The 25,544-nt window shown below is 44.4% G+C and carries 20 protein-coding genes and 1 tRNA gene; 12 read left to right on the top strand and 9 right to left on the bottom strand.

Annotated elements, in window-relative coordinates; genetic code table 11:
* Positions 1 to 8 precede the first annotated feature (8 nt).
* Positions 9 to 716, bottom strand: a complete 708-nt coding sequence (locus V1U08_RS13005; protein WP_330470747.1) for an SDR family oxidoreductase — start codon at positions 714 to 716, stop codon at positions 9 to 11.
* Positions 716 to 2,260 carry a cryptochrome/photolyase family protein gene (locus tag V1U08_RS13000; RefSeq protein WP_330470746.1) on the bottom strand — a complete coding sequence of 515 codons (1,545 nt, stop codon included), beginning with the start codon at positions 2,258 to 2,260 and terminating at the stop codon, positions 716 to 718. Before V1U08_RS13000 ends, V1U08_RS13005 begins: the two co-directional genes overlap by 1 nt.
* Positions 2,261 to 2,441: 181 nt before the next feature.
* Here V1U08_RS13000 and gefA point away from each other — a divergent pair, with 181 nt between their 5' ends.
* Positions 2,442 to 3,455, top strand: a complete 1,014-nt coding sequence (gene gefA, locus V1U08_RS12995) for a diguanylate cyclase GefA (protein ID WP_020334344.1) — start codon at positions 2,442 to 2,444, stop codon at positions 3,453 to 3,455.
* Between the two features lie 104 nt (positions 3,456 to 3,559).
* On the opposite strand, the gene V1U08_RS12990 is transcribed toward gefA, so the two are convergent.
* Positions 3,560 to 4,138: a malate synthase gene (locus V1U08_RS12990; protein ID WP_014233551.1), complete on the bottom strand. Its 579-nt coding sequence runs from the start codon at positions 4,136 to 4,138 to the stop codon at positions 3,560 to 3,562.
* Between the two features lie 174 nt (positions 4,139 to 4,312).
* Between V1U08_RS12990 and V1U08_RS12985 the strand changes: the two genes are divergently transcribed.
* Positions 4,313 to 5,869, top strand: coding sequence for a DUF3612 domain-containing protein (locus V1U08_RS12985; protein WP_014233550.1), 1,557 nt, complete (start codon positions 4,313 to 4,315; stop codon positions 5,867 to 5,869).
* A gap of 344 nt (positions 5,870 to 6,213) precedes the next feature.
* Here V1U08_RS12985 and V1U08_RS12980 read toward each other — a convergent pair whose 3' ends face one another.
* Positions 6,214 to 7,596, bottom strand: a complete 1,383-nt coding sequence (locus V1U08_RS12980) for a diguanylate cyclase (protein WP_330470914.1) — start codon at positions 7,594 to 7,596, stop codon at positions 6,214 to 6,216.
* A gap of 135 nt (positions 7,597 to 7,731) precedes the next feature.
* On the opposite strand from V1U08_RS12980, the gene V1U08_RS12975 reads away from it, so the two are divergent.
* Complete coding sequence (locus V1U08_RS12975; RefSeq protein ID WP_330470745.1) at positions 7,732 to 8,328, top strand: alpha-ketoglutarate-dependent dioxygenase AlkB family protein; 597 nt, start codon at positions 7,732 to 7,734, stop codon at positions 8,326 to 8,328.
* A gap of 72 nt (positions 8,329 to 8,400) precedes the next feature.
* A complete protein-coding gene (locus V1U08_RS12970; RefSeq protein ID WP_330470744.1) occupies positions 8,401 to 9,495 on the top strand; it encodes a DUF3541 domain-containing protein in 1,095 nt (364 codons plus the stop codon).
* 49 nt (positions 9,496 to 9,544) lie between these two features.
* Here V1U08_RS12970 and V1U08_RS12965 read toward each other — a convergent pair whose 3' ends face one another.
* The gene (locus tag V1U08_RS12965) at positions 9,545 to 10,753 is read right to left on the bottom strand and encodes a NupC/NupG family nucleoside CNT transporter (RefSeq protein WP_020334653.1); all 1,209 of its coding nucleotides are present in this window, start codon (positions 10,751 to 10,753) and stop codon (positions 9,545 to 9,547) included.
* 561 nt (positions 10,754 to 11,314) lie between these two features.
* Between V1U08_RS12965 and V1U08_RS12960 the strand changes: the two genes are divergently transcribed.
* Both V1U08_RS12960 and V1U08_RS12955 read left to right on the top strand, forming a co-directional pair.
* A tRNA-Leu gene (locus tag V1U08_RS12960) sits at positions 11,315 to 11,398 on the top strand.
* 33 nt (positions 11,399 to 11,431) lie between these two features.
* Positions 11,432 to 12,043 (top strand): DUF2913 family protein, encoded by a 612-nt coding sequence (locus V1U08_RS12955; protein WP_065297932.1) that lies wholly within the window; start codon positions 11,432 to 11,434, stop codon positions 12,041 to 12,043.
* A 26-nt stretch (positions 12,044 to 12,069) separates the two neighbouring features.
* Here V1U08_RS12955 and lhgO read toward each other — a convergent pair whose 3' ends face one another.
* Both lhgO and V1U08_RS12945 read right to left on the bottom strand, forming a co-directional pair.
* Positions 12,070 to 13,314 (bottom strand): L-2-hydroxyglutarate oxidase, encoded by a 1,245-nt coding sequence (lhgO, locus tag V1U08_RS12950; RefSeq protein ID WP_330470743.1) that lies wholly within the window; start codon positions 13,312 to 13,314, stop codon positions 12,070 to 12,072.
* A 507-nt stretch (positions 13,315 to 13,821) separates the two neighbouring features.
* Positions 13,822 to 13,968 (bottom strand): hypothetical protein, encoded by a 147-nt coding sequence (locus tag V1U08_RS12945; protein WP_155521828.1) that lies wholly within the window; start codon positions 13,966 to 13,968, stop codon positions 13,822 to 13,824.
* Positions 13,969 to 14,023: 55 nt separating this feature from the next.
* On the opposite strand from V1U08_RS12945, the gene brnQ reads away from it, so the two are divergent.
* Positions 14,024 to 15,334, top strand: coding sequence for a branched-chain amino acid transport system II carrier protein (gene brnQ, locus V1U08_RS12940; RefSeq protein ID WP_065297934.1), 1,311 nt, complete (start codon positions 14,024 to 14,026; stop codon positions 15,332 to 15,334).
* A 107-nt stretch (positions 15,335 to 15,441) separates the two neighbouring features.
* The gene (locus V1U08_RS12935; RefSeq protein WP_243977471.1) at positions 15,442 to 16,662 is read left to right on the top strand and encodes a GGDEF domain-containing protein; all 1,221 of its coding nucleotides are present in this window, start codon (positions 15,442 to 15,444) and stop codon (positions 16,660 to 16,662) included.
* A 71-nt stretch (positions 16,663 to 16,733) separates the two neighbouring features.
* Here V1U08_RS12935 and V1U08_RS12930 read toward each other — a convergent pair whose 3' ends face one another.
* Positions 16,734 to 18,770, bottom strand: a complete 2,037-nt coding sequence (locus V1U08_RS12930) for a PhoX family protein (RefSeq protein ID WP_330470742.1) — start codon at positions 18,768 to 18,770, stop codon at positions 16,734 to 16,736.
* 300 nt (positions 18,771 to 19,070) lie between these two features.
* On the opposite strand from V1U08_RS12930, the gene V1U08_RS12925 reads away from it, so the two are divergent.
* From V1U08_RS12925 to V1U08_RS12915, 3 genes are all read left to right on the top strand, one after another.
* Positions 19,071 to 19,409: a YggL family protein gene (locus tag V1U08_RS12925; protein WP_014233538.1), complete on the top strand. Its 339-nt coding sequence runs from the start codon at positions 19,071 to 19,073 to the stop codon at positions 19,407 to 19,409.
* Positions 19,410 to 20,910: 1,501 nt separating this feature from the next.
* Positions 20,911 to 21,816: a 30S ribosomal protein S6--L-glutamate ligase gene (gene rimK, locus V1U08_RS12920; protein ID WP_014233536.1), complete on the top strand. Its 906-nt coding sequence runs from the start codon at positions 20,911 to 20,913 to the stop codon at positions 21,814 to 21,816.
* 66 nt (positions 21,817 to 21,882) lie between these two features.
* The gene (locus tag V1U08_RS12915) at positions 21,883 to 22,311 is read left to right on the top strand and encodes an ATP-dependent zinc protease family protein (RefSeq protein WP_330470741.1); all 429 of its coding nucleotides are present in this window, start codon (positions 21,883 to 21,885) and stop codon (positions 22,309 to 22,311) included.
* A gap of 40 nt (positions 22,312 to 22,351) precedes the next feature.
* Here the strand turns inward: V1U08_RS12915 and V1U08_RS12910 are convergent, their stop codons facing one another.
* Positions 22,352 to 23,083, bottom strand: a complete 732-nt coding sequence (locus V1U08_RS12910) for an MBL fold metallo-hydrolase (RefSeq protein ID WP_330470740.1) — start codon at positions 23,081 to 23,083, stop codon at positions 22,352 to 22,354.
* Positions 23,084 to 23,633: 550 nt separating this feature from the next.
* Here V1U08_RS12910 and speA point away from each other — a divergent pair.
* Positions 23,634 to 25,544 (top strand): arginine decarboxylase, encoded by a 1,911-nt coding sequence (gene speA / locus V1U08_RS12905; protein ID WP_330470913.1) that lies wholly within the window; start codon positions 23,634 to 23,636, stop codon positions 25,542 to 25,544.

The following is a 25,544-nucleotide window of genomic DNA, read 5'->3' as shown; positions in this document are numbered from 1 at the left end:
AAAAGAAGTTACCAAGGTAAACTCTCCCCATCATACGCCCAAAACGCCCCGCTCTCTTGCGGGGCTGCTTTTTCTATCAACCGAATCAAATCAGACGCGACTCGCTGTGGCTTAAAAAGCTTATTTGGATGCACATTCGCCTGAAAAGGTGCAGATAGAGGCGTATCCGTCGTACCGGGGTGAAGCGCTAAAACCACGCCATGCTTTACCGTGCGACGCCACTCAATCGACATAGTTTTAAGAAACATATTGAGCGCGGCCTTGGAAGCTCGGTAGCTGTACCAGCCGCCAAGTTGATTGTCACTGATGCTGCCAACCTTTGCCGATATTGAAGCAAATTTTGGAGTGTGACTGCGTTTCAGGGCAGGTGTGAAATATTTCGCCAACAGCAGAGTTGGTAAGGCATTAACCGCGACCGATTGAAGAAAAAACTCGGCGTCGAGAGAACTCAAATTCTTTTCTGGCCCTTTGTCCTTGGTATGCAGCATACCAATGCAGTTAATCACCCAATCGACCTCGCAGACAGACTCACTCAAGCTTCTTATTTGAGATTCATCGCTGACATCTACTTGATGCCAAATCACTCCACTTTGATGAACGTCTGGCTTTTGTCGACGATAGGTAGCATGAACCTCCGCAGTCGGAAATCGTCTTCCTATTTCTTGCACTATCGCCCACCCGATTCCACCATTTCCACCAGCAACCAGAATTTTCATTACAAGTTCTCCAAGTCTGAGATGTATTGCTCAGCAGTATCCAGAATGGCTTGACGTTGCGACTCTTCCATATTGTCCCACGAACGGAAAATCATCCCGATTCGCGGATTGCTGGCTAAGCGCTTCTCGTGTTTGTGCATAAAGCGCCAGTACAAACTGTTAAATGGGCATGAGCCTTCTCCGCTGCGAGCTTTGTTGTTGTAATGGCAGTTTTTGCAATAGTCACTCATTTTATTAATGTAGGAGCCACTGGCGGCGTAGGGCTTAGTGCCAACAATGCCACCATCGGCGAACAAGGCCATCCCTCGGGTGTTGGGCATTTCCACCCATTCAATCGCATCGACGTATATACCAAGGTACCATTCATCAACTTGGTTTGGATCTATCTCTGTCAGCAAGCAAAAATTACCCGTGATCATCAAACGCTGGATGTGGTGTGCATAGGCGTAATCAAGTGACTGTCCAATCGCATTACGCATACAAGCCATTTTCGTTTCACCACTCCAAAAGTAGCCGGGCAGTTGGCGTGACGCCCCAAGCTCATTTTTCTGCGGATACTGTGGCATATTCGCCCAATAAATGGCGCGTATGTACTCTCGCCAGCCTAAAACTTGACGAATAAAGCCTTCGACCTGAGAAATATCGATATTGGGGTTCGCCTCAAAGGCACGAAGCGCAGCATCAATCACTTCCTTCGGATGCAGTAATTTACTGTTCATCGAAAAAGACAATCGACTGTGGTAAAGGCTCCACTTCGAATCATGCTCGCCCGTCATGGCGTCCTGAAATCGTCCAAACAAAGGGAGGCAGACCTGACAGAAATGCGCCAGAAGAGATAAGCTCTGAGTACGGTTAACTGGCCACAGCAGAGTTGCGTCGAGTTTGCCTATCGTCTGGATATCGTGTCGTTTTAAGCGCGCAATAATCTCATCCACGTTTAAGCTGAACATCAGAGGATTAGGCAGTTGTTCGATGTCTTTTACTTTGAGTTTATTGCGATTGTTGGCGTCGTAATTCCACTTTCCACCCAGAGGTTTGCCGTCTTGCATCAAAATATTGAAACGCTTACGCATGCGGCGATAAAAGTGTTCCATCGTGACGTGTTTCCCTTTCGGAAACTGCAGCTCTATTTCCTCAAATGGCAGTAAAAAGTGCTCAGTATCGACACAACGCGTAACCACGCCTTCTAGTTTTACATTCGCTAACTGTTCCAATAGCCGGTATTCATCCGGTCTTTGATACTCAAACTTAATCGCACCCACTTCTTTAACGTAGTGCTTTAACAATTGCTCTAGGTTCTCAAAAGGCTGGGTGTCATCTAAAGTCAAATACAATACATGATGGCCTTCACTCTGTTTTTCTTTCGCAAACCGCGCCATCGCAGAGAAAAATGCACATACTTTTTGTATATGATGCGTCACATAAGTATTTTCCTGCTTCAGTTCAGCTATCAGAAAAAGTACGTTGTCATCCACTTGCTGAAACCATGAATGCTCACTATTGAGCTGATCACCCAGTATCAGTCTAACTGTCTCATATCGCATCTATCATTCCTTATGCGAATAATTATTGCTTCTAGTCATTGGTTTGGGTTTTCTGCCTTTTAAATTATCAATAATTACCCTAATCACTCATTTTTGTATAAAGCATTCAAATATTTAAAGCGATACTTTCCATTTTCCGCTACTCTAAGACTAATTCCATTTTGTTACTTTCATCTCAGAAATGACTGACGAGTTTAAGAAATCAACCGCTAACTTAAAAAAAGCGGTGCCACTAATGATCAAAAACTACGTAGCAGCAACTCCAGCTAACTACGCGCTTTGGTATACCTACGTGGATAACGCCATTCCAGATCTCAATCTAGAGATGGATACGGTGTTAAAAAGCTACGATGTTTGTCCGCCAGCTGCCACGAAGAATCTCTATAAGCGTTATGTGGCAAATAAAGCGGAAACCAGTCTTGACGATCTAAGAAACAATATAGAAGTGTTGTTGAACGAAATATCAAGTTCAATGGATGATACGATTTCAGATACCTCCACATTTTCAGACATGGTAGACAAGAGCGTCAACAAGCTAGAAAAAGTTCAAGATAACAATGTGAGCATTGAGGAAGTCATGAACGCCGTCCATCAGTTCGTAGAGGATGCGCATGAGATTCGTCATTCAACTAAGTTTTTAAATAGTCAGCTCACCAACGCCAGTGAAGAGATTTCTCGCCTCAAAACCCAACTGGCAGAAGTACAAAAAGACGCCCTATTTGATGGGCTATCCAACCTCTACAACCGTCGCGCTTTCGATTCAGATCTCGCCGCGTTAGTCGATGCAAATCAGTCGATGAGTCTGATAATGCTTGATATCGACCATTTCAAAGAATTTAACGATTGTTATGGCCACCTTTTCGGTGACAGCGTTCTTAAATCGATTGCTCGACGACTGCAACAGAGCTGTCGTGATGGAAGCTGCGCTTATCGTTTTGGCGGTGAAGAGTTTGCGTTAATTGTACCGAACAAATCGCTGCGTATTGCACGTCAATATGCTGATACGCTGCGCCGTATGATTGAAAAACTACGAGTAAAAGATAAACGCACGGGCACTCAGGTTCACAGCATAACAGCGTCGTTTGGTGTGGCAGAATTTGAACCTGGAGAAACAGCGGAATCCTTGGTTTCCAAAGCAGATAAGCAACTTTATGATGCCAAGATGTTAGGTCGAAATCGAGTCATGCCTATCTAGCATCAAAGCTTGCAAAGGTGTGCGACGGCTTTACCTTGCTCGCTTTAAAAACAACAAACCCTGCATATTGTGCAGGGTTTTGTTTATCTGGCTTATTCAGAAGATTAGTCTACGTTGTAGCAGTAGCTCAGAACGTAATCTTCACCATTTTTAGCCGTGTATTCTTTGTCTTCACTGCAAGCCATCGGCTTACCTTTCTTGTCACCTTTTACCAGGCTAATCCAGTGACGCATTGCCGTTGGCGCATTACCAGTCAGTTCAGGGTTAAACGTGATGCGGGTTTCTAACTGAATGTCATCAATGTCCATCAGTTCAACACATCCCGTGCCTTTGTGACAACCGAACATTACTTCAACATGGTTACCTGACTCATCTTTAAGCAAAATCGATTTAGGATCTTCTTTCTCACCAGTGTATGCCACAAAATGTTTCGGACTTGCCAGACCGCTGTGAGAACCGTCTTTGAAGTAAGCTAGTACATGACGGTAATCAATTACGTAGCTTGATACGTCTTGGTGTGACCCGTTCTCCAAAGGGAACATACGGTCTAGTAGTTGCTTCGCTTTTACTTGTTTTTCACTCTGTTGCTCAGCACTCACCGCTTCGACGGCAAATACAGCTTCAGCGATAAATGGGCGTTGTTGTTGTTGCATTTCTTTATTATCGAAGTTCAGCATATTCATCGTCATATCCTCGCACTAAAAACTCGTCCTAGAGTACTTACTTAATTCTGTTGTTTAAGTTTCAGACAATTCTGTGAAGTTGATGGTTAATTTCCTTGTCTGCTTAGTATGTAGACTAGCGAATAATTTACTACAATTTCACAACAAAAATTTTACAGTGTGAATTTTACAAAAATGTCTGTGTCAAAAAGCTTAATTCGTCAGTCTCATTTTCTTGGTACGAAAATACGTAACCTGAGAAAAAACAACCATTTAACAATGGAAGATTTGTCTGCTCGCTGTGTAAGGATCAATCCAGAGTACGCGCCTTCGGTTTCTTATCTTTCTATGATTGAACGTGGAAAACGTGTCCCGAGCATCGATATGCTGGAAGTGATCGCGGAAGTTTTCCAAAAAGATCCCGCTTGGTTTTTAGATGATGAACCGGAACTCGAAGCTATTACCCCGAATAAAGGTAACCGTGGTGGTATTAGTGGCATGGCGTTGGAGCCAAGTTTCCTGTTTTCTAATGATATTCTTCAGATTGCGATTCCTGAAATGCTCTCCCAAACAGGAATTACAGGACGCCAGTTTGCTCACTTACTGATTCGAGCTCACCAAGAGAATCATCAGAACCACTTTCCTGATCTAGAGCGAGCGGCTGAAGAAGTCGGTCTTAAACGCTTGAACCTTTCGGTCGAAGACTTGATCGATATTGCCAAGAGCATGGGGCTCGACATCCGATGGGTAGACCGAGCACCTCAAGATGTGATCGATGAGCTTGGCGTGAGTGCTAAACAGTTGATCACCTCGTTTATGGAAGCGCCAGGGACGATTTACCTCAACAAGCGAATGCGCGATTACCCGACCAGACTGAAATATGATCTGGCGGTCTACATTGGTCACCGAGTTCTGCACAGTAGTGATGCGATGAACAACGTACTCACCATTGGGCATCAGAACAACTGGGAGCAAATGGACAGCCCAATGTCCAACTCAGAGCTGAATTCACAAGATATTCTACAGGCTTGGCGTGATTTTGAATCGAGCTTCTTTGCGGGTGCGCTGCTGTGCCCTAAAGTACCGTTTCGTCAATTGCTCGACCGCTCTGGATACGAAATCGACGTACACAAAAAAGCCGGGGTTTCTCCTTCTGTGGCCATGCGCCGAATGACGGTGGTTTCACCTTACCCGCATTGGCATTATTTTGATGCCTACGGCCCAGGAAAGCTCAAAGCGGTATATCGAGGGAATGGTATTCCTTTACCGTGGGGCAACATGCGCAAAGTAAACGATCCTTGCCAACATTGGGCAGTGTTCCGCCGTTTAGCGCAGCCTCTGGATACCAGCTCGGCTCAAATCTCGATTCTTAATGTCGGTGATGAACCACGCATTTACTGCTGTGAGTCAGTCAATGTATTTGATCCGGCAGGGAATAACCGCGTGTTGTGTGCTGGTATCGATTTAAATCCAGCGATCACTGCGCAAGGTGGTGATGCCGTTTCTATCGCAGAAGAGTTGAAGTCCCTGTGTGTGGCGTCAGGTGGCAGTAGTGTTATTCCGACACACATCAAAAAGGATTTAACGACCATCGCCAAAATTTTAAATATTAACTGGATAGAGCGTGGAATACAGACTCAGGCAAGACTGATCTGCTCGAGAGGTGCGGTTTGTCCAAGACAGCCAAGTTGTTACAGCAAGTGTGGTGAAGCAGATCAAACAGGAGATGAGGTGAACATTCTCAACCTCTAGAAAGAAAAAACGCCAATCACAATAATCGTGATTGGCGGTATATACTTGTGAACAAATTGCATTCACTAACAACGTCAGTTGGCTAGGTGACCCTCGGCTTAATAAGGGTCACTTATATACAAGCACGATGCGTGCCAACTTTTAAATCCCGTATTTTAAACGATCCAGATGCATATCGTTGTTTTATTAACCAGAATTTTTGCAAATTGCAATTGCAAAACGCAACGTAATGCAAATATGCTACCAACCGCATTGCTACTAATTACTTTCTCAAAAAGAACACCGCCCAACCAAGCAGCGAAATCACAGTGATCGCCAGGTCTTAAAACGAGAACGGCTTCCGATTAGCCTAATTTAGCTTTAGCCGCTTGATGCTTACCATGCTTGTGTCGATACATTCTTTCGTCGGCAATTTTCAACATTTGTTCTGGCGAGGTCATTCCAGGTTCAAACATCGCATAACCCATACTCACATGCAGTTTAATGAATTCCTGCCCGTAAATGACCGGAGCCGTGCAAATCGCTGATTCGATTTTCTGTAGTAAAGCCAACAAGCTCTGTTCTGATTTTGGGTTATAAACGACAACTAAAAATTCATCTCCCCCCATGCGAGCAACCATATCAGAACGACGTAAACTGCCTTTAATGCGTTCCGCTGTCTCTCGTAAAACGGTATCGCCAGCATCATGTCCATGCGTGTCATTGATGTGTTTGAAGTGGTCGAGGTCGATGTTCACCAAAGCAAAGTGGTATCGTTTTTTATAGCGCTGAGCGAGCTCAAACTGCTGCTTATAGGACTGCATGAAATAACGACGATTTGGCAATTTTGTCAGCTCATCATGTAAGGCACGAGTGTCGGCGATGATATACAGACGATAAATAACAATAAACGTAACGCTCAAAGCCAACAAAGCCGAATAGCCAAAAATTCTGACCAAATGGAATTCGTACCACGGCAGTTGCTGTTCCAATGTATCACTTGAGAATACAGACAAACTCCAACTTCCAAAAGGGAAGTAAACCGTCTCTGTCGCGTATCTTGTCTTTGATAAATTCGGCACCCCAAAAAAGATATCGCCAGATGCACCACTACTGTCATAGCCTCTTATCGTCAAAGGATAACGATGAGAAAACTCGAGAATGCCTGTTTCTTTCAGCAAACTATCAAAATCGATAACCGCGCTGATGACACCCCAGTAATCACTGTTTGTTGGTGGATCTCGGAATACTGGTACTCGAACAATCAACCCTCGCCCACCCTGCACCAGCGTAACGGGCCCCGCGATGAATATCTCTTGAATCTCTCTGGCTTTTTTTACTTGCGCCCATTGCTCCGGAACTGTTCTATAGTCCAGCCCAAGCGCACCCTCATTACCTTTGAGTGGAAACATATGATTGATAACGTCATTTTTCGCGATACCGATGGCATCAATATTCTTACTTTTATTCAGAATACGTTCTGCGGCGATACCTAACTCGCGCGCACCACTTTCAGGTAGCAATGTCACTAACGTACCTAAAGTGCTGGCTTGGTAAATGTCGGCCATAAGGCCTGCCTCCAGGTTGGATCGGAGGATAGAAAGTTGATCTTTGGCTTCAGCGAGTAATTGCTCTCGGTTATGTTCTTTTTGGTTTTGATGTAATAGTTCAACAACTCCGACAAACAAAACGAAAAAAATCAGGAAGAATAAGGCAAAATAATACTGTTTCTTGGGAAAGTGGCGCATTGGCTCCCCACTATCTCGCATACCGCTGCGAGACGCTTTCATTTATTGTTAAAATTCTTATTTAATCAAATAATACTCAATAGCTATCATAAAGGTAACAATAATCTAAAAAATTTATACGTAGAGCGGTAAAAAATGCAACAAGATGACTTATTTAGCAGCTCATTCTGGCAAGAAGTGCAGCAAGGTAAACTCTATTATCATCCAAACTTTCTTGAAGCTGCCGAGGCCGACAACTTTTTTGCTATCCTCAGGAAAACATTACCATGGCAGCAAGAACGAATTAACATCTTTGGCAACTCAGTCCTGCAACCTCGGCTGCAAGCTTGGCATGGCGACGCCGCTTACACCTATTCAGGGCTGACAATGATCCCTTATCCGTGGACACCCGAACTGCTTACTCTCAAAGCGCGTTGTGAAGCCATCGCTGAAGTCACTTTCAACTCGGTATTGGCCAATTTATACCGCGATGGTCAGGATTCTATGGGTTGGCATCAAGATAACGAGCCCGAGCTAGGCCGAAATCCGGTGATCGCTTCGCTAAATTTAGGTGAAAGTCGACGATTTTTGCTAAGGAATTTACATTGTAAAACCCAGATTGAATACGATCTTTCTCATGGTGCTTTATTGATCATGGCCGGAGAGCTTCAACACCACTGGCGCCACTGCGTTCCTAAAACCTCAAAGCCCAAAGGTGAGCGCATCAACCTGACTTTTCGACATATTTTGTAGTATTGACCAACCTTTTACACTTCATGTAAGTATTGGTGATAACTTTAGAAAAGATTTTCATGGAATGAAATTATGCGTATCAAGCCTATTAGTTTAGCGTTTTTACTATCATGCTCTCTCATTTTTCAAACTCAAGCCAACGAGGTTGAATCTCCTCCCTTAAGCTACGCTCAATCAGCGCAAGTAATTCGGGATACTTATGAACGGGAACTTTTCACTCTTCCTCCATTTAAAGAGGGGCATTTTGGTCTGCGTATGTACAGACAGACGCAGGACCCAAAATACCTACCCGCAGTTTGGACGGATATGGCGCAAGTCGCGAGCCGGTTAAATAAACTGTCCTCCGAAGTCATCCAGCCCGAAGAGATCATTTTGTATGCGTCACATCGATTGACAAGCTATCAAAATAAAGACGATGAGCGAGGCCAGCTGCGATATACGGTGACAAAGCACCACCCAGAGTACTTATACCTTGGCATTGATTTGCTCGGCGCAATGGCAAGAGCAGACGAATACGGTTTGAAACACAAAAACGATACCACTCTCAGAGAAGTGTTGCGCAGGTATGATTTTACTCGATACGCCACTGACCAAGAGATGATCGAAGCTTGGGCGGCGCAGTTAGCCAATCAAGTGTATTGGCTAAAACAGCTCGGAGAGCAAGATGTGGTTGAAGCGTTTACACAAGCGTTTCAAGCAACCTATCCCGACGAAAAAGATAAGAAGCTATCGACTCAACAGTATGCGAACAAAATTTACGGCATGACGCACATTATTTTTGCCGATTCTCAGTACTACCAAAAACAAGTAAGTGAACAACAGCATCAGTGGATTTTCGACTACTTGCGCAAAAACATCGATACCATACTGCTTCGATGCAAAGAAGATGTCATTGCGGAAGTTGGCATTTCTTTCCTTCTAGCAGGGCTAACGCATGACCCTGTGGTAGAAAAGACACGAAATGCGATACGAGCAGCTCTGGATAAAGAGCAAGGGTTGATCCCGTCTGTCGAAGGGAGTTTTGATCTTAAATTTGGTGAGCATCGAAACGTGTTAGCCATCATGCTGCTGGACTGGAAAGGCGTGAGCCAAGGGCCGAGTTACCAATCATTTCCCAAATCGTTTCAATCGATACCCTATGGTTTGGTACCGAAAGAGCAAAAATAACAAAACCCGCCATAACGGCGGGTTTTTCGTACTAAATGAAGCGAGAGTTTTACAGAGAGATAAAGATACCCGCTAAGCATGCGCTCATCAGGTTAGCTAACGTACCCGCCGCAACCGCTCTGAGTCCCATATTCGCAACATCTTTACGACGTTCAGGAGCCATAACTCCGATGGAACCCAGCTGAATCGCTATCGAGCCAATATTTGCAAAGCCACACAAAGCGAAGGTAATGATAACTTGAGTATGCTCAGACAACGCCGCTTTGTGCTGTACAAAATCAATAAATGCAACGAACTCGTTCATCACAACTTTTTGGCCAATATACGAACCAGCCGCAAGAATTTCATGAGTTGGGACGCCAATTAACCAAGCCAAAGGCGAGAACATATAGCCAAAAATAGCTTGCAACGTCACGCCCGAGAAGCCAAACGCGCTACCTAAGTTTTCAAGGCCGGTATTCACCATAGCAATGACACTGACGAATGCAATCAGCATGGTGCCTACTGCAACCGCAACTTTCATACCGCCCATTGCGCCACTTGCTAGCGCATCAATGACATTGCTTTCGTCCGCTTTATCCAATTCGATATTGCTGTAATCGCTCGGCTGTTCGCGCTCAGGTACGATGATTTTAGCCATCATCAAGCTGCCTGGTGCAGCCATGAAGCTCGCTGCGATCAGATACTTCAGCTCGACCCCTAATCCTGCGTAACCACCTAAGACGCTGCCCGCGACAGATGCCATGCCGCCGGCCATAACCGCAAACAGCTCAGATCGTGTCATTCTGGATAAGAATGGACGAATCAAAAGCGGTGATTCACCTTGAGACAAAAAGATATTACCCGTTGCAACCAAAGACTCAGCTTTGCTAGTACCAAGAAACTTTTGGATAGCACCGCCAATAAACTGAATAACTTTTTGCATAATGCCCAAATAGTAAAGGGCGGAGATAAGCGCACTGAAGAAGATGATGATAGGCAGGACACGGATAGCGAAGATAAAGCCAGTAGAAGCTAAGTCACCAAACAGGAACTTAATGCCCTCGTCTGCAAAGCTCAACAGACCGGCAACACCGCTACTCAAACTCGCAAGTGCCGCCTGCCCCATCGGGAAGTAAAGCACTAACGCCGCAAAAGCCATTTGTAACAGTAATGCACGGCGTACCGTTTTCCAGTTAATAGATGAACGACTCTCGGAAAGAAGAACAGCACAACCAATGAGTGCAGCGATACCAAATAAACTAAATAGGATACTCATGACTCGGCCTACACTACGTGAACGAAAAGAGAAGCACCAAAGAGCTTGGTGAAAGAATGACTCAACGTATTAAGTGATGGCACACTCAGCGAATGTGAATATAGACAGAGCGAATAGTTCGACATCTTATTTTTACCTTATACAAGCAATTAAAGGGAGCTGGTCCGGTCCGTGGGGTCATTCACTGCTGGCGAGTTGATTACTCTGCCTGCTCCATGTGACGGCTTGTATGGGTAAGGGCCTTGAACAACGAAACCCTAAATCCCGTTTAAACGGGACGACAGTATAGTCAATAAAAAGAGATATTCATCACATTTATAAAAGCAAACGTTCAAGCGTTCATATTTCATGCAATCCAGACATTTTTCGTTAATGTCCATATCTAAATCAGGGCTATAAGTAAAATTCCTTTGGCTAAAAAAGCGGAAAACGGCCAATAAATGCGCAATCAAACTAGAATGGCCAAAAATGCTTAACTTTACACTCGCCAAGAGATGGAATTTGGTTATACAATTTGAATCGCTTCTTTCCGAAGCCTCTGTAACTACAGAGCATCATGATGCCGAGATGGTGAAATTGGTAGACACGCTAGCATGAGGTGCTAGTGCCTTTGGTGTGAGGGTTCGAGTCCCTCTCTCGGCACCATTATCCTTCTTCTTTTGATTTCGTTTGAGAGTAATGCAAAGTTCTAAGCAGGCAAGACCATCCGCAGATGCAAACCAACTTCTGAGCGAACTTGCTGTGCATGCTTTACTGCATCTACACTTTAAAATTCAAGCATCTTCTCGCCCTATCGCTTTAAAAGAACGTAATGATCTGCTGCAAAAATGGCTTAAACCAAAGCTGAAAAGCAATCGCTACAAGCTGATTAAAAAGCCATTAAAGTCGCTGACTCAGCAAGCTAAAGGGGAAAACGGTAATCTAGAAGTATTGCTGGAACGCTGTGTGGGAGCAGACAAGCCAAGTAACCCTCAGCCACATTTAGATAGCTACCTGCTACTTATTAACGAAATCGAAAAGAAATTAGGCACTACCGTATTGCTCTCTCGTCCGGAGGATGTCGATCTGTCGCATGATCAACATGGCTGTCTGCTGTGCGTCCTCTCTGAGAACTTAAACCAGCATTTCGACGACAATAATGCCCTAATTGCACCTATTTCGATGCTTTTCCGTGGCCCTATGAGTCAGCGTTCACTATTCCTTGGTAGTATTTACGCCAACAACACGTTTAATTACGCTGTTCAATATCAAGATGAGCAGTTCGTACGTATTGCTCTCGAGCTTGCATAACCCGAGAGCCTCTCACAAACATCTCATCAATAGCGCTCTTCGCCTATATCGACTTTCGCTTTTATCTTCGCATCGATTTTATCGCAAATGTATTCTCCGATAGGTATTGCTGACGTTGCGGCTGGTGACGGCGCATTACACACATGCAGGCTACGAGCAGTCTCTGCAAACAGGAAGTCATGCACTAATGTGCCATCGGATAACACAGCCTGAGCCCTAATACCTGCTGGGTGAGGTTTAAGATCTTCAACTTGGATAATGGGGCAGTATTTGTTGACCAGCTGTAAGTAGCCAGACTTCCACCAAGAGTTCTTCAGCTCTTCTAAACCCGTTTTAAGATGTTTTTTTGACACTTTCCAAAAACCCGAAAAGCGCAGCATTCTCCATGTATCTCGAAAACTGAAGTTCAATTTAGCGTATCCTTCCCGCTTCCAGCCTTGAACCGCATTCGGCCCCACAGTAACAGAGCCATCGATCATGCGAGTCAGATGAACGCCTAAGAACGGTAGGTCAGGATCGGGAATGGGGTAAATAAGATGATTCACAACATGATTGTGTTTGCTGTCCAGACGATAATATTCACCACGATACGGGATGATTTGAAAATCGGTCTTAATCTTCATCATTTTAGTCATGCGATCAGCCATCAGCCCGCTGCAAGTCATCAACATCTTGCAGTTCAGTTGCATCGACTGGCCGTCAGAAACACAAGTAAGCTGTACCTCTTGATCTTTTTCTTCAATCGCAACCACTTGAGTACGCAAGCTAACTTGCCCACCGAGCTTTTGGAACGCTTTCGCCATGTGTTTCGTCACTAATCGATAGTCAACAATACTTGTGTCTTTGACATAAATCGCGCCTAACCCCGTGATGTTTGGCTCCGCCAGCTTTAACTGCGCTTGATCAAGTAGCTCAACTTCGATGCCATTGATGTGGCAACGTTCATAGAGCGCATTCATTCGCTCGACTTCCTGCTCACTGGTCGCCACTAAAAGTTTGCCACAGTTCTCAACCGGAATGCCGTGCTCGGTGCAGAATGCGATGGTAGCCTCAACGCCTCGTTTACAAAATTCGGCTTTCAGGCTGCCCGGAGCATAGTAAACACCAGCGTGAATCACGCCACTATTGTGTCCGGTCTGATGCATTGCGAAACCAGACTCTTTCTCCACCAGCAAAATGGAACGATCAGGATGACGCTGTTGTAATTGCCAAGCGGTAGACACGCCAACGATACCACCGCCGACGACAATATAGTCATAAACTGATTTCATACGACCTCAAATAAAAACCCAGAGTTAAGACTGCTGCAACTTAAATTACCGCCACTGTAAACAAAATTGACAGAGAATACCGCGTAGCCTGCCACACGAAACAACATTGGTTTATCCGACATAAGAAATTATCACGGCTCTCCAGGGTCACTATAAAAAACACACCCCAAACTACACTTTCATTAAAATTCTGCTGAAAAAATGTCTTCATCGTAAAGCACAGATTAGGACAATGGGAATCTGCTTACCTTTTGAACAATTTGTTGTAGCGAAAAAATCCAAATGGAGAGCAGAAAGCCATAACCTAAAATGCCAAGCCAAAACCTAGTAGTTATATATTCCAGTTTAACTCTAAAAAACCAGTTTATAATCCCAACCTAAAAACAAACCTTAACCGTATCAACTTATTTTCCTCTGCAGGGTTGTGCCAAGGTCGTAATGTTCGTTAGTGTAGCGATAAGCCAAGGCAAACGTGTCCCTTGGCATTTTTCACTATATAAGGATCTCTCATGTCAGCGACCATGCAATCAACATTTGCATTAAAACGCCCTTCAGGTGTTGCTGCTGCGATCCTCCTGCTCTCTCTGAAACTGATTCAGGGCTGACAGGCAATACCACACTTTCTGTCAGCTTGATAAGAAGCTGACGGGTCACTACACACTCCCCATTCCTTTCAGTTTCTTTCAAGCGAAACACAAGAGGAATAACAATGTTAAGCGCACGCAATATCGCTGCTTTAGGCTTTATGACTTTCGCCATGTATTTAGGCGCGGGTAATCTTATCTTCCCTCCATTCTTGGGGTATCAGGCTGGCGAAAACTTTCTCAGCGGTATGGCAGGCTTTCTTTTGACCGGAGTGGGATTACCTGCAATGGCATTGGTGATCGTCGCGATTGTTAATGGCTCAGATAAATTAACCGCTGCTTTACCCAAACCATTAGCCACCAGCTTTTGGGTAATGGTTTTCATCGTCATTGGTCCGGCATTCGTAATTCCACGCGCTATTACCGTGGCTTATCAATTTAGCTTTGCGCCGATGCTTGGTGATGCAGCATTAATCCCCTTCACCGCCGTGTTCTGCGTAGTTACCATTTTGTTTGCTCTATATCCCGGTAAGTTGATAGACAATCTCGGAAAAGTTCTGACACCCGCTTTAATGGCAATCTTAATTGTCTTGTCAGTGACGGCACTGGTCTACCCTGCCGGTGATTCCACTCACGCAACGGGACCATACGTAGGAGGTGCTTTTGCAGAAGGCCTGACTCAGGGATACATGACGATGGATGCACTGGGATCAATTGGCTTTGGTTGGATCATCTTCCGCGCAATTAGAAGCATGGGAATAAACTGCCGAAAAGCAACGGCAAAATACACTTTAATCGCCGCTCTTATGTATGCCGTTGCCATGGCGTTTGTGTATATTTCTTTGGCTTACATTGGCTCGACGAGTACTTACCTGGGCAATGAATTCAGTAACGGTGGTGAGATTCTAACAGCGTTTACTTTCAGTCATTTTGGCGCTTTTGGCTCGCTTTTATTAGGCGCAGTCATGGTCTTAGCCTGTTTGACAACGGCTATTGGTGTCACCACGGCAGGAAGCGAGTTCTATGACAAGACCTTTAATAAAGTAAGCTACAAAGGCAGTGTCATCACAACAATGGTATTGGCAGGATTGATTGCCAATGTTGGACTAGAACAACTTCTGGCAATTACCTTACCGGTAGTGGTTGCCCTGCATCCAGTCGCGATTGCCTTAATGATGATGGCTCCACTGCGTAATAAAATGTCCCAACTAATGGTGGTATTCACAGCGTTCACCGCACTACTATTTGGTTGTGTCGATGCAATGCATATTCTGGGTAATATGCCTGAATCCATTGATCAATGGATGAGCGCTCACCTGCCTCTCTACAATGAATTTGCCAGTTGGATTGTACCGAGCGTCGTCATTGCTGGGCTCGGCCTGTTGTTTAAACCAAACGAAAACAAAGGGGAGACTCTGGCGTTGGTCAAAGAATAGCGGTCACACATAAGACAACTATCTATAATTACGTTAATATATTAGGGGCTTATTTGTTAAACTCAGGTAAAGGAGTTACCTGAGTGATAACTCATTACGGAGCGCCTATGGACAATCACTATTTAGATGTAAGAACACTTAACTTTATTGTTATTTTGTTTTCTTGCATCTGTTCTATTAGCCTCCTATGTTACCAATACACACAGAATAAAATAAAAGGATTGAGCACTTTTTCTGTCTCTTTGTTGTTTATTGGTCTCGGACCATTTTTGCTTGGACTCAGAGATTCCGCTCCCGACTGGGTCACCATTATCGTGGCCAATACGCTTATTTTAATAGGCTTCTTACTCACGCTTTATAGTGTGAGTATTTTCCGTTCTTTTCCTCTTAAACTCGCCCACACTATGGCGTGTTTTATCCCCTTGATTAGCGCCTCATTTTATTACTTCACTTTTTACGAACCTTCGGTCAAAAGTCGCGTTATCTACCTGAGTGTTTATCTGTGTTTGGTGACATTATGCAGTGGCATTGCGATGCTCAAAGGTAAAGAAAATGATCTAAACCTTCCTGTAAAAACCATGGCCTATTCTTTCTTTTGTTATAGCGCTTTTATGGGAGCAAGAGCACTTTGGAGTATATTCGCACCAGAGATGGCTAGCTTTATGAATGCAGGCGTTATCCATCAACTTACTTTCTTATTTAGTATCTGTCTGATCGTTGCTTTAAGTTTTAACATTTTGTGGTTAATTAATGCCCGCCTTGTTGCATCGATTAATGACTTATCTCTACGCGATGCGTTAACCGGTCTCTATAATCGCAGAGCGTTGGAAGATATCGTCCCGTGCCTGCTCAAAGACGCGAGTAAACATAACCTTCCTGTTAGTGTCGTGATGGCCGATATTGATCGATTTAAAGCAATTAACGACCAATTTGGACATAATGCTGGCGATCAGGTGATGGAAAAGATAGCCAACATACTTAAAAAACAACTGCCTGAATCCGCATGTGTCGTTCGTGTGGGCGGTGATGAGTTCTTGATGATTATTTTAGACAAATTAGATCAGGCAAAAAATTTTTCAGAGCAGATTAGAACGGCGATAGAAAATGAAGCATCCCTTCAGTCATTTGAGTTCAAAATTACGATGAGTTTTGGGGTCAGTGAACTCGTACAAAGCAGTACGATGGACAGGGCACTGACTCAAGCTGATGTAGCGCTATACCACTCTAAGCATTCTGGCCGTAATCAAGTTACGCTTTTTGGTCAATATCATGACCTCCCGGAGGCTCCTATGCACACGCTCACCAGCACACTTTCTCTTTCTAAGTAGATTTCTGCATTGATTACAAAACAAAAAGCCCTGCACAAGCAGGGCTTTTTAAAACCGTTTACTGGCGGCAGTTATACTGCGATTTCACCACCGTCTTCACGGCGAATCACAACTGTCGATGCACGAGGACGAACCGTTGTACCAGCAGGTGTTTCTTCTGCTGCATCATCGCTGTATGGCCAGTTACCCGGGTGCTGGATATTTACAAACAATGATTTGTAATCTGGGCTAATGGTAAAGCCAGTCACTTCACAACCGTTTGGACCAACAAAGAAACGTTTCAGTTCGGCTTGGTTATCCGCACCAATCGTCGCTTGGTCGCCATTTTCATCCGTCAGTTTCGATGGTACGACTGCCAACATTTGATCGTTGGTATAAGAGGTCACTTCGTCTGCACCGTTATCCGTTTGAATCCAAAGGATGCCACGGCCATCGAAAGACAAACCATCCGGGCTTGCGAACTGGTTTAACTCCGTTAGGCTTGAGCGGTTAGTGTCGGCATCACCATTTGCTGGAGAACCAAACACAAAGATATCCCAGCTAAACTCGGTAGCAGAATCGCCTTCATCCCAGCGAATCACGTGACCAAATTTATTGTTTAAGCGTGGGTTTGCCGCATTGGTATCTTCTGTACGACGAGTATTGTTAGTCAGTGTCAGATAAACCGTGCCAGTGAATGGGTCAACTGTACACCACTCAGGACGGTCCATCGGCGTTGCACCCACTAAGTCAGCAGCGCCTGCAGTGTTGAGAATGATTTCTGCTAAAGAGTCAAAATGATCCGCCAGTGTGCCACCAGAAGCTGTGATGCTATCTAGCGTCAATGGCAACCACGTACCAGTGCTGTCTTCATTGAATCTCGCAACATAAAGCGTGCCTTCGTCCATGTACTTATCACCTGTTGCCAGGCGATTTGCTGGGTTTGCATCAGCAGGATCCCAAGCAGCAGCTGACTCGAACTTGTACAGGTATTCAAAGCGAGAGTCGTGACCTGAGTAGAATACAACCGGCTTACCTTCTTCCAGCTTACCGAATGCACAGCCTTCATGACGGAAACGACCTAGCGCAGTACGTTTTTTCGCACGAGAGTTTTGCGTGTATGGGTCAATTTCAACAATATAGCCATGGCCATTAGCTTCGTTGCGGTAATCGTCACTTGAGCTTGCGCCTGTTGGTGCTAAGTTAAAACGAGTGAACTCATCCAATCGCTCTTCAGCGTTGCCAGCTAGAGTTTCCCATAAGTAGCGAGTGCTTCCTGACTCAATGCCAATACGGTTTTGCTCTTCTGTACGAGTACCCGCGTTAACGAAATAGCCAGGCCAGTTCTCTTCACAAGTTAGGTAAGTTCCCCAAGGTGTGTAACCATTACCACAGTTGTTCAGCGTACCGCGAGCTTGGCTGCCGTCTGGAGAAAAGCGTGTTACCGTCAATTCAGTGTGCGCAACTGGACCAGATAGATCCATCACTGTCGCACCCGTGTAACGGCGGTTAAGTGGATCAGCATCAACCAGCTTCCACATGTTGTCTTCAAGTTGGATACGAACCACAGATACGCCGTGAGCATTGATTTCTTTACGAACTTCGTCAACGATGGTTCGAACATTGTTCTCAACCGTTGGGCCATTCGGATGCAGCGCTGTTGTATCGATGTATTCATGGTTGATACATAGCAAGCCATCAGTCGTGCTGTCATTCAATGGGAAGAAATGCATACCGTCATGGTGCATGCCTAACGCGTTCAGCTGGTCAGAACTGGTGTTTGAACCGTCATTTTTCCATGCGTTACCCTGAGCATTTAGAGGTGTCCCCCACGGAACCAATACCTGCGCGGTGTAACCTGATGGAATAGAAACTGCGTCCGTTAACGAACCAGGAATCGATTCAAAGTTGAGTACTGCTTTTGATACTCCAGACGCAGCACTTGTCGAAGTACCTGAGCTAGATGAATTACACCCAGCCAAGCCAAAAGCACCAAACGCAGTCATCGCACTGATGCCCAAGCCGCCTTTCAAAATGCTACGACGAGATAGACTCGCTTCTAATACTTCTTCAAAAGGTTTGTTGTTGCTGTGGTTAAAGCGCGTTGCGTTGAACGTTTCCTTACTCATGATCTCACTTTCCCGATATTTGATTTAATTTTAAATTAGATTTTATAAGTAGTTGAACGAGGGGAAGTTTGGAGAAACATTGTGACAATAATAATTAAGATAAATGAAGGTTATGTTGCTGAATTATTTCTTCACCAAATCGACTCTAGCGCGGTTAAACACTCTATCAATACGGAAGAATACGAGACATCGCTTGCACAAAGAACAACCAAACATGTCGTATTAATAGAATTTTACTTGGGATATGGTTCTATAGAAGGTATAACGTGTGCGTAATAAGATCATCTACGAGAGATAGTTATGAAATTAGAAAAAATCGATAACAAAAGCCGTCGTATCCGTAAAAAACTGTTCTTAGGCGAATTCGCAATCCTAGGGTTCGAAATCAGCTGTGAAACAGACATCAATGACTTCGACCGCTACGATGTATTCGTTGATGACTTTGTTGACTACATTGACGGTTTGGGTCTGTGCTTTGGCGGTGGTGGTCTGGAACTGTTTGAAGGCTTCCTGTGCTCAACTGAGCGCTACGGCAATGCAACTGAAGAGCAAAAAGCACAAGTTCTGGCTTGGCTGGAAGCACGCCCTGAAGTAAAAACTGCAAAAGCTGGCGAATTGGTAGATGCCAACTACTTGTAATTCCAGACAGGGAAACTGAGCTAGGAAATTATACAAAGGCTGATCTTCGGATCGGCTTTTTTATTTTTTGTCTGAAGGAAAGTAAAGCTAGGAGGGTATTTTAGAGCTGGCAATTGCTGGGAATATTGTATTCCACTGCCAGCCCATTGACGTCGAAAGTAGTTAACTATGATTTTTTAGCTGTCTCATCTTTCGTATCTTTCCAATACTGAATACGAACACGATGTAACTGAGCTCTTCTCATCTTTTTCATAGTAATCTCCCTTATTTATATAAGTAACGCTCACGTTGAGCTTATTGTCTAAGGTTTGCAATTCCGTTAAATCTATATAGGAATCAACCAATTAACCGTGGCCAAATTCACAACATAATGACAATAATGGTCTTTTTACTATCGATAATATTTGAGCAAACCAAATATTATCTTCCTTACACGGTCAACCTACTCACCTGATATGACAGAAAAATGGCAATCAAGTTCCTTCTTTTTACTGTCACCAAATCTTAATAAGAATTTCCGAGGTGGAATATAATCAATTACCACACTCTTAACGCAAAAGTCTAGCACTCAGAGATAAAAACCTGCGATACAACAAAGTCTTCCATCGAACTCACTTACTACTTCTCTTAGAACAAGGAAAACTTTGCTGAGCAGAGAATATTGATCTCCCAGAGATATATAGACCGGTTTGTGATCGAGAGCAAATCAGCCAGCTTATCCAAAACCCTCACATTTAAGATATTAGCCCAACAACTTGTGCGAGATCTCTTACATAGCGTGTAAGCAAATGGATTAAAGCACACTAAGATTAAAGCCAGAAAATAACATTAACTTATTGTTTATAAATAAAAATAATTTCATTCATGCAATCGATTTCAAAAATAATTGCAAATAGAGGATTGAGTCAAAACCACAAACCATGAATACTGAATGTGTCGACAGGATGTTGGCAGGAACAGGAAAAAGCCTAAAGGATTAGGTATCTTCAGGATGAAGATTTGATAGCTTAGGATGAGTTGTCAGCAAGGATGTAGTTAAGCTCTAGGATAGAGTTCGCCCGTCAGGATGACAGGCTAGAATGGACACCGCTAGGAAGGCGATGAACAGGGAACTCGGTTAAAGGACTTAGCCATTATCAAGGATAGATGCAGGGAGCACCTATTTAGTAGCCGGATTGCTGCGAAAAAGAATAAGCCCCGTCTGGGAAACCAGGCGGGGTTTTATCATTTTTACCACCCATCATCGTTGCTCTTTGCTAGAGATTACCCATCGTAATTCGCTCCGGTTCGATAAAAAATATTTGTCGTCACGACGAGTTTTTTTCGTTTTCATCTGCCAGCGAAAAAATCTAATGTGCACACCCTCAACGACGTGGTTGTCCAACCACCATTCTAACTCGTTGAAGTATGTAGGTTATGTCATATCAATATCATCAGCCTGCTGCATTCTATACTCTATACTTATATTTTTAACCTGGTACTGACTTACAAAGGAACAGCCATGCGTATTGCTATTCTCTCTCGTAATGAGAATTTATATTCAACCATGCGCCTAAAGCAAGCAGGCGAAGAGCGTGGACATCAAATTGATGTTATCGACACTCTGCACTGCTACATGGACATTACGAGTAACAACCCTAAGATTCGTTATATGGGTGAAGAATTGCCACAATACGACGCGGTTATTCCACGTATCGGCGCTTCAATCACTTTCTACGGCACAGCTGTGGTACGCCAATTCGAAATGATGGGTACATTTTGTGTCAATGAATCGGTAGCGATCAGCCGTTCACGTGACAAGCTACGTTCTTTGCAGCTTTTATCTCGCAAAGGCATCGGCTTACCACGTACTGGTTTTGCTCACCACCCTGACAACATTCAGGACGTGATCAAAAACGTTGGCGGTGCTCCTCTTGTCATTAAGCTACTTGAAGGTACTCAAGGTATTGGTGTTGTTCTTGCTGAAACCAATAAAGCAGCAGAGAGTGTGATTGAAGCCTTTATGGGCTTAAAAGCGAACATCATGGTTCAAGAGTTCATCGAAGAAGCTAAAGGCGCTGACATTCGCTGTTTCGTTGTGGGCAACAAGGTGATTGCAGCAATGAAACGTCAGGCAAAAGAAGGTGAGTTCCGCTCGAACCTTCACCGCGGTGGTTCTGCTCAACTTGTCAGATTGAGTAAAGAAGAACGTGCAACGGCGGTTAATGCAGCAAGAGTAATGGGCTTAAACCTATGTGGCGTAGACATCCTGCAATCGAAAAACGGTCCTGTAGTGATGGAAGTGAACTCCTCGCCAGGTCTTGAAGGCATCGAGTTAGCAACAAATAAAGACATTGCAGGGATGATTTTCGACTTTATCGAAAAAAACGCAAAACCAAATTCAAACCGTACTCGCGGTAAAGGTTGATCACTATCCAAACAGTATAAAGAGGTGACTTCGCCTCTTTATGCGACCCGTCGCTAGGATGACACTATGAATCAGAAAATTGTCATTGGGAATGCCGAAGCAATCTGCTTACCAGAGTTAGGAATTCCCCATCTTGAAGCTCGTATTGATACTGGGGCGCAAACTTCTTCTCTTCACGTCGATAATATCGAGTGCTTTGAGAAAAACGGCCGTTCGTACGTAGAGTTCGATCTTCACCCGGATGTTTATCACTTAGAACAGGTCGTTCGTTGTACAGCGCCATTAAAAGCGAACCGTAAAGTGAAATCCTCAAACGGGACGTTCGAGCACCGCTGCGTGATCACCACAATGCTACGCATGAACGATCAACAGTGGCCAATAGACATTACGTTGACTAACCGCGAAAACATGACATACATGATGCTGCTAGGCCGTCAGGCAATGGCAGATAAAGTATTAGTTGATCCAAGCCAGTCACACTTATTAGCGTCATAACGCTATCTTATCGATGAGTGACCCTTCTACAAGGTGTCACTTATCTCTTCTTTCTCCGCAGCAACACACTCAACAACCCTTTCGCTTTTATTTTCGTCGCCCGCCAATGGGTATGCGGCTTGGTCGGCGCTGTATCCAGAATATGCCGATAGGCTTTTTCATCCAAAAACACTTCCCCTCCATGCGCAAGCAACAAACAGCTTGGTTGCAATTCAAAAACCCGTTTAACGGAAAGACGATATTGATTGGGGTGAAAAATAGGAAATGGTGCAATCAAGTGCTTTTTCACTTTTACTATCAGATCCGCTACGTACAACACGCTCTGTTCTGAATGATAGACCGATAAGTCTCTGTCGGTATGCCCCAACGTTTCCAATACCTGCCAATCTTCAAAACCAGGAATAGTTTCACCGTCCACCAGCTCAATATCTGGATTCAGTTGCCTTGAATACCACAGGTTGCGTTTGGGTTTGTGCATTCGATTTGCCATCCACCTAGCCAACGCCAAGTCTGTCAAATGCATCAACCAGCCATCAATACCGCTATACCACTGAACGTCACGTTTGGCCGCTAAGACTTTGCATCCTGTCAACGCTCTAAGCTTATGCGCCGCTCCCGCATGATCCGGGTGCATGTGGGTTACGACCACCAGCTTGAGATCGGTAAATGGTCGCTTAAGTTGATACTCAATAAAATCTTTAAGATGAGGGATATCAGCTCGGCTTGCACCATCAAGCAACATGAGTTTATCGGCGTACTCGGCCAGGTACATGGTCTGTATGTACCCCTGAATTCTATGTAGCTGCAAAATCTATCCTTATACTGTTTTAAGACCACATCCTTTCTGGTCAGACCAACTATAACAGTAGAAACATTAAATTGTTAAATATATGTTGTCCAAGTTAATTTAACACCAGTAACAGCACTCTGAATCCCCCCCTCAAGAAGTAAACTGGGTATAAATATTTACACCAATCTTCGACAACAAAGCCTAATCGATAAGATAGATTTTAATCATTAGACTCTAAACAAATTTTGTCCGTTAATGCGCGCACACGGAGTTCGTGTCAGGGTATGAGGTGATACCAATCGTAGCAAATAACTGGTCATTCTAGCTGGTTAAAATGTTCGATAACTGCGTTACAATTTTTGACTGTAGAGTAACTACTTATCAAAAAGTTGTGCCTTGTTATCATGCATTTTTCCTGCGCTATTTCTGATCACTTACTCACTGTGATTGGTATTAATGCCTCATGAATTGCTTTTTGGTACTTTTCCTTCTAATAAATTAAAGGGTTAAGTACATTTTTGTGAGAATTGAGTTGGAAAAAGCAACGAAATTAGACCGCATTCGCGCGGACTACAACGTTCACTACTGGAGCCAAGGCTTCTACGGTATAGATAACCAAGGCGAGGTATACGTCTCTCCTCGAAGTGACCGTGCACATCAAATCCCTTTCAGTGCCATTGTAAAAGAGCTAGAAGCGAAGCAACTGAACTTGCCTGTTCTCGTTCGCTTCCCACAGATCGTGCATCAGCGTGTGCATGGTCTTTGTGATGCTTTCAACCAAGCGATTGAAGATTATCAGTATCCGAATAAATACTTGTTGGTATACCCAATTAAGGTAAACCAGCAACGTGAAGTGGTTGATGAAATACTCGCCAGCCAAGCAGAGCTCGAGACAAAACAACTCGGCCTCGAAGCTGGCAGTAAACCGGAACTATTAGCCGTACTGGCCCTGGCTCAACAAGCTAGCTCCGTGATTGTTTGTAATGGCTATAAAGATCGCGAATACGTGCGCCTTGCGCTGATTGGCGAAAAGCTCGGACATAAAGTGTTTATCGTCTTAGAGAAGCTATCAGAGCTTGATCTTGTGCTGCAAGAAGCGGAAAGTTTGGGCGTGCAACCTCGCTTGGGTCTGCGTATTCGCCTTGCTTCTCAGGGAGCCGGTAAGTGGCAATCAAGTGGTGGCGAAAAGTCCAAGTTTGGTCTGTCTGCGTCACAGGTGCTGAGCGTGATTAACCGCCTGAAAAGCAGCGGTAACCTCGATGCTTTGCAATTGGTGCATTTCCATCTCGGGTCACAAATGGCGAACATTCGTGATGTACGCAACGGTGTGAATGAGTCTGCACGTTTTTACTGCGAGCTGCGTGCAATGGGTGCCAGCATTGATTACTTCGATGTGGGTGGCGGCTTAGCTGTAGATTATGACGGAACACGTAGCCAATCATCCAACTCGATGAACTATGGCCTTGCTGAATACGCACGAAATATCGTTAACACGGTTGGTGATGTATGTCAGCAATATGAGCAGCCGATGCCGGTGATTATTTCTGAGTCCGGTCGCTCTTTGACGGCGCATCATGCCGTGTTGGTATCCAATGTAATTGGCACAGAAGCTTACCAACCTGAAGACGTGTTTGCTCCAGCCGATGATGCCCCTTTGTTGCTGCAAAACATGTGGCGTAATTGGGAAAACTTGCAAAATGGCACTGACGCTCGAGCACTGATAGAGATTTACAACGACACGCAAAGTGACTTGGCAGAAGCACATTCTAATTTTGCAACTGGCGTGATTAACCTTGAGCAGCGCGCTTGGGCAGAACAGCTGTCACTGCGCATTTACTTCGAATTGAGTCGTAAGATGAGCACGAAGAACCGCTTCCACCGTCCGATTCTGGATGAGTTGAGCGAACGTCTCGCAGACAAGTTCTTTGTCAACTTCTCGCTCTTTCAGTCTCTGCCAGATGCATGGGGGATCGATCAGGTATTCCCTGTATTGCCGCTTTCTGGCTTAGGCGACGCCGAAGAACGTCGAGCAGTTATGTTGGACATCACTTGTGACTCTGATGGTGCGATTGATCTTTATGTTGATGGTCAAGGTATAGAAAGTACGTTACCAGTTCCAGCGTGGACAAAAGATAAGCCATACCTGCTGGGTTTCTTCCTAGTCGGCGCATACCAGGAAATTCTTGGTGACATGCACAACTTATTTGGTGACACCCACAGTGTGGTTGTTAACGTAGAAGAGAACGGTGAGTTTGAAATTAGCTACATCAACGAAGGTGATAGCGTAGAGGACATGATGCGTTATGTTCATATCGACGTTGAAGCGATTCGAGATAATTACAAACAACTGGTTTCAGAACGAGTTGAAGCCGGTGAACAAACACAAATCCTTGCTGAACTGGAACAAGGTTTGGTGGGATACACCTATTTAGAGGATTTCTGA

Origin of the sequence: Vibrio sp. YYF0003 (assembly GCF_036350715.1) — a bacterium.
Classification (GTDB): Bacteria; Pseudomonadota; Gammaproteobacteria; order Enterobacterales; family Vibrionaceae; genus Vibrio; species Vibrio natriegens.
Note: the sequence above shows the minus strand (reverse complement) of the source record. Positions and strands in the feature narration are given on the sequence as shown.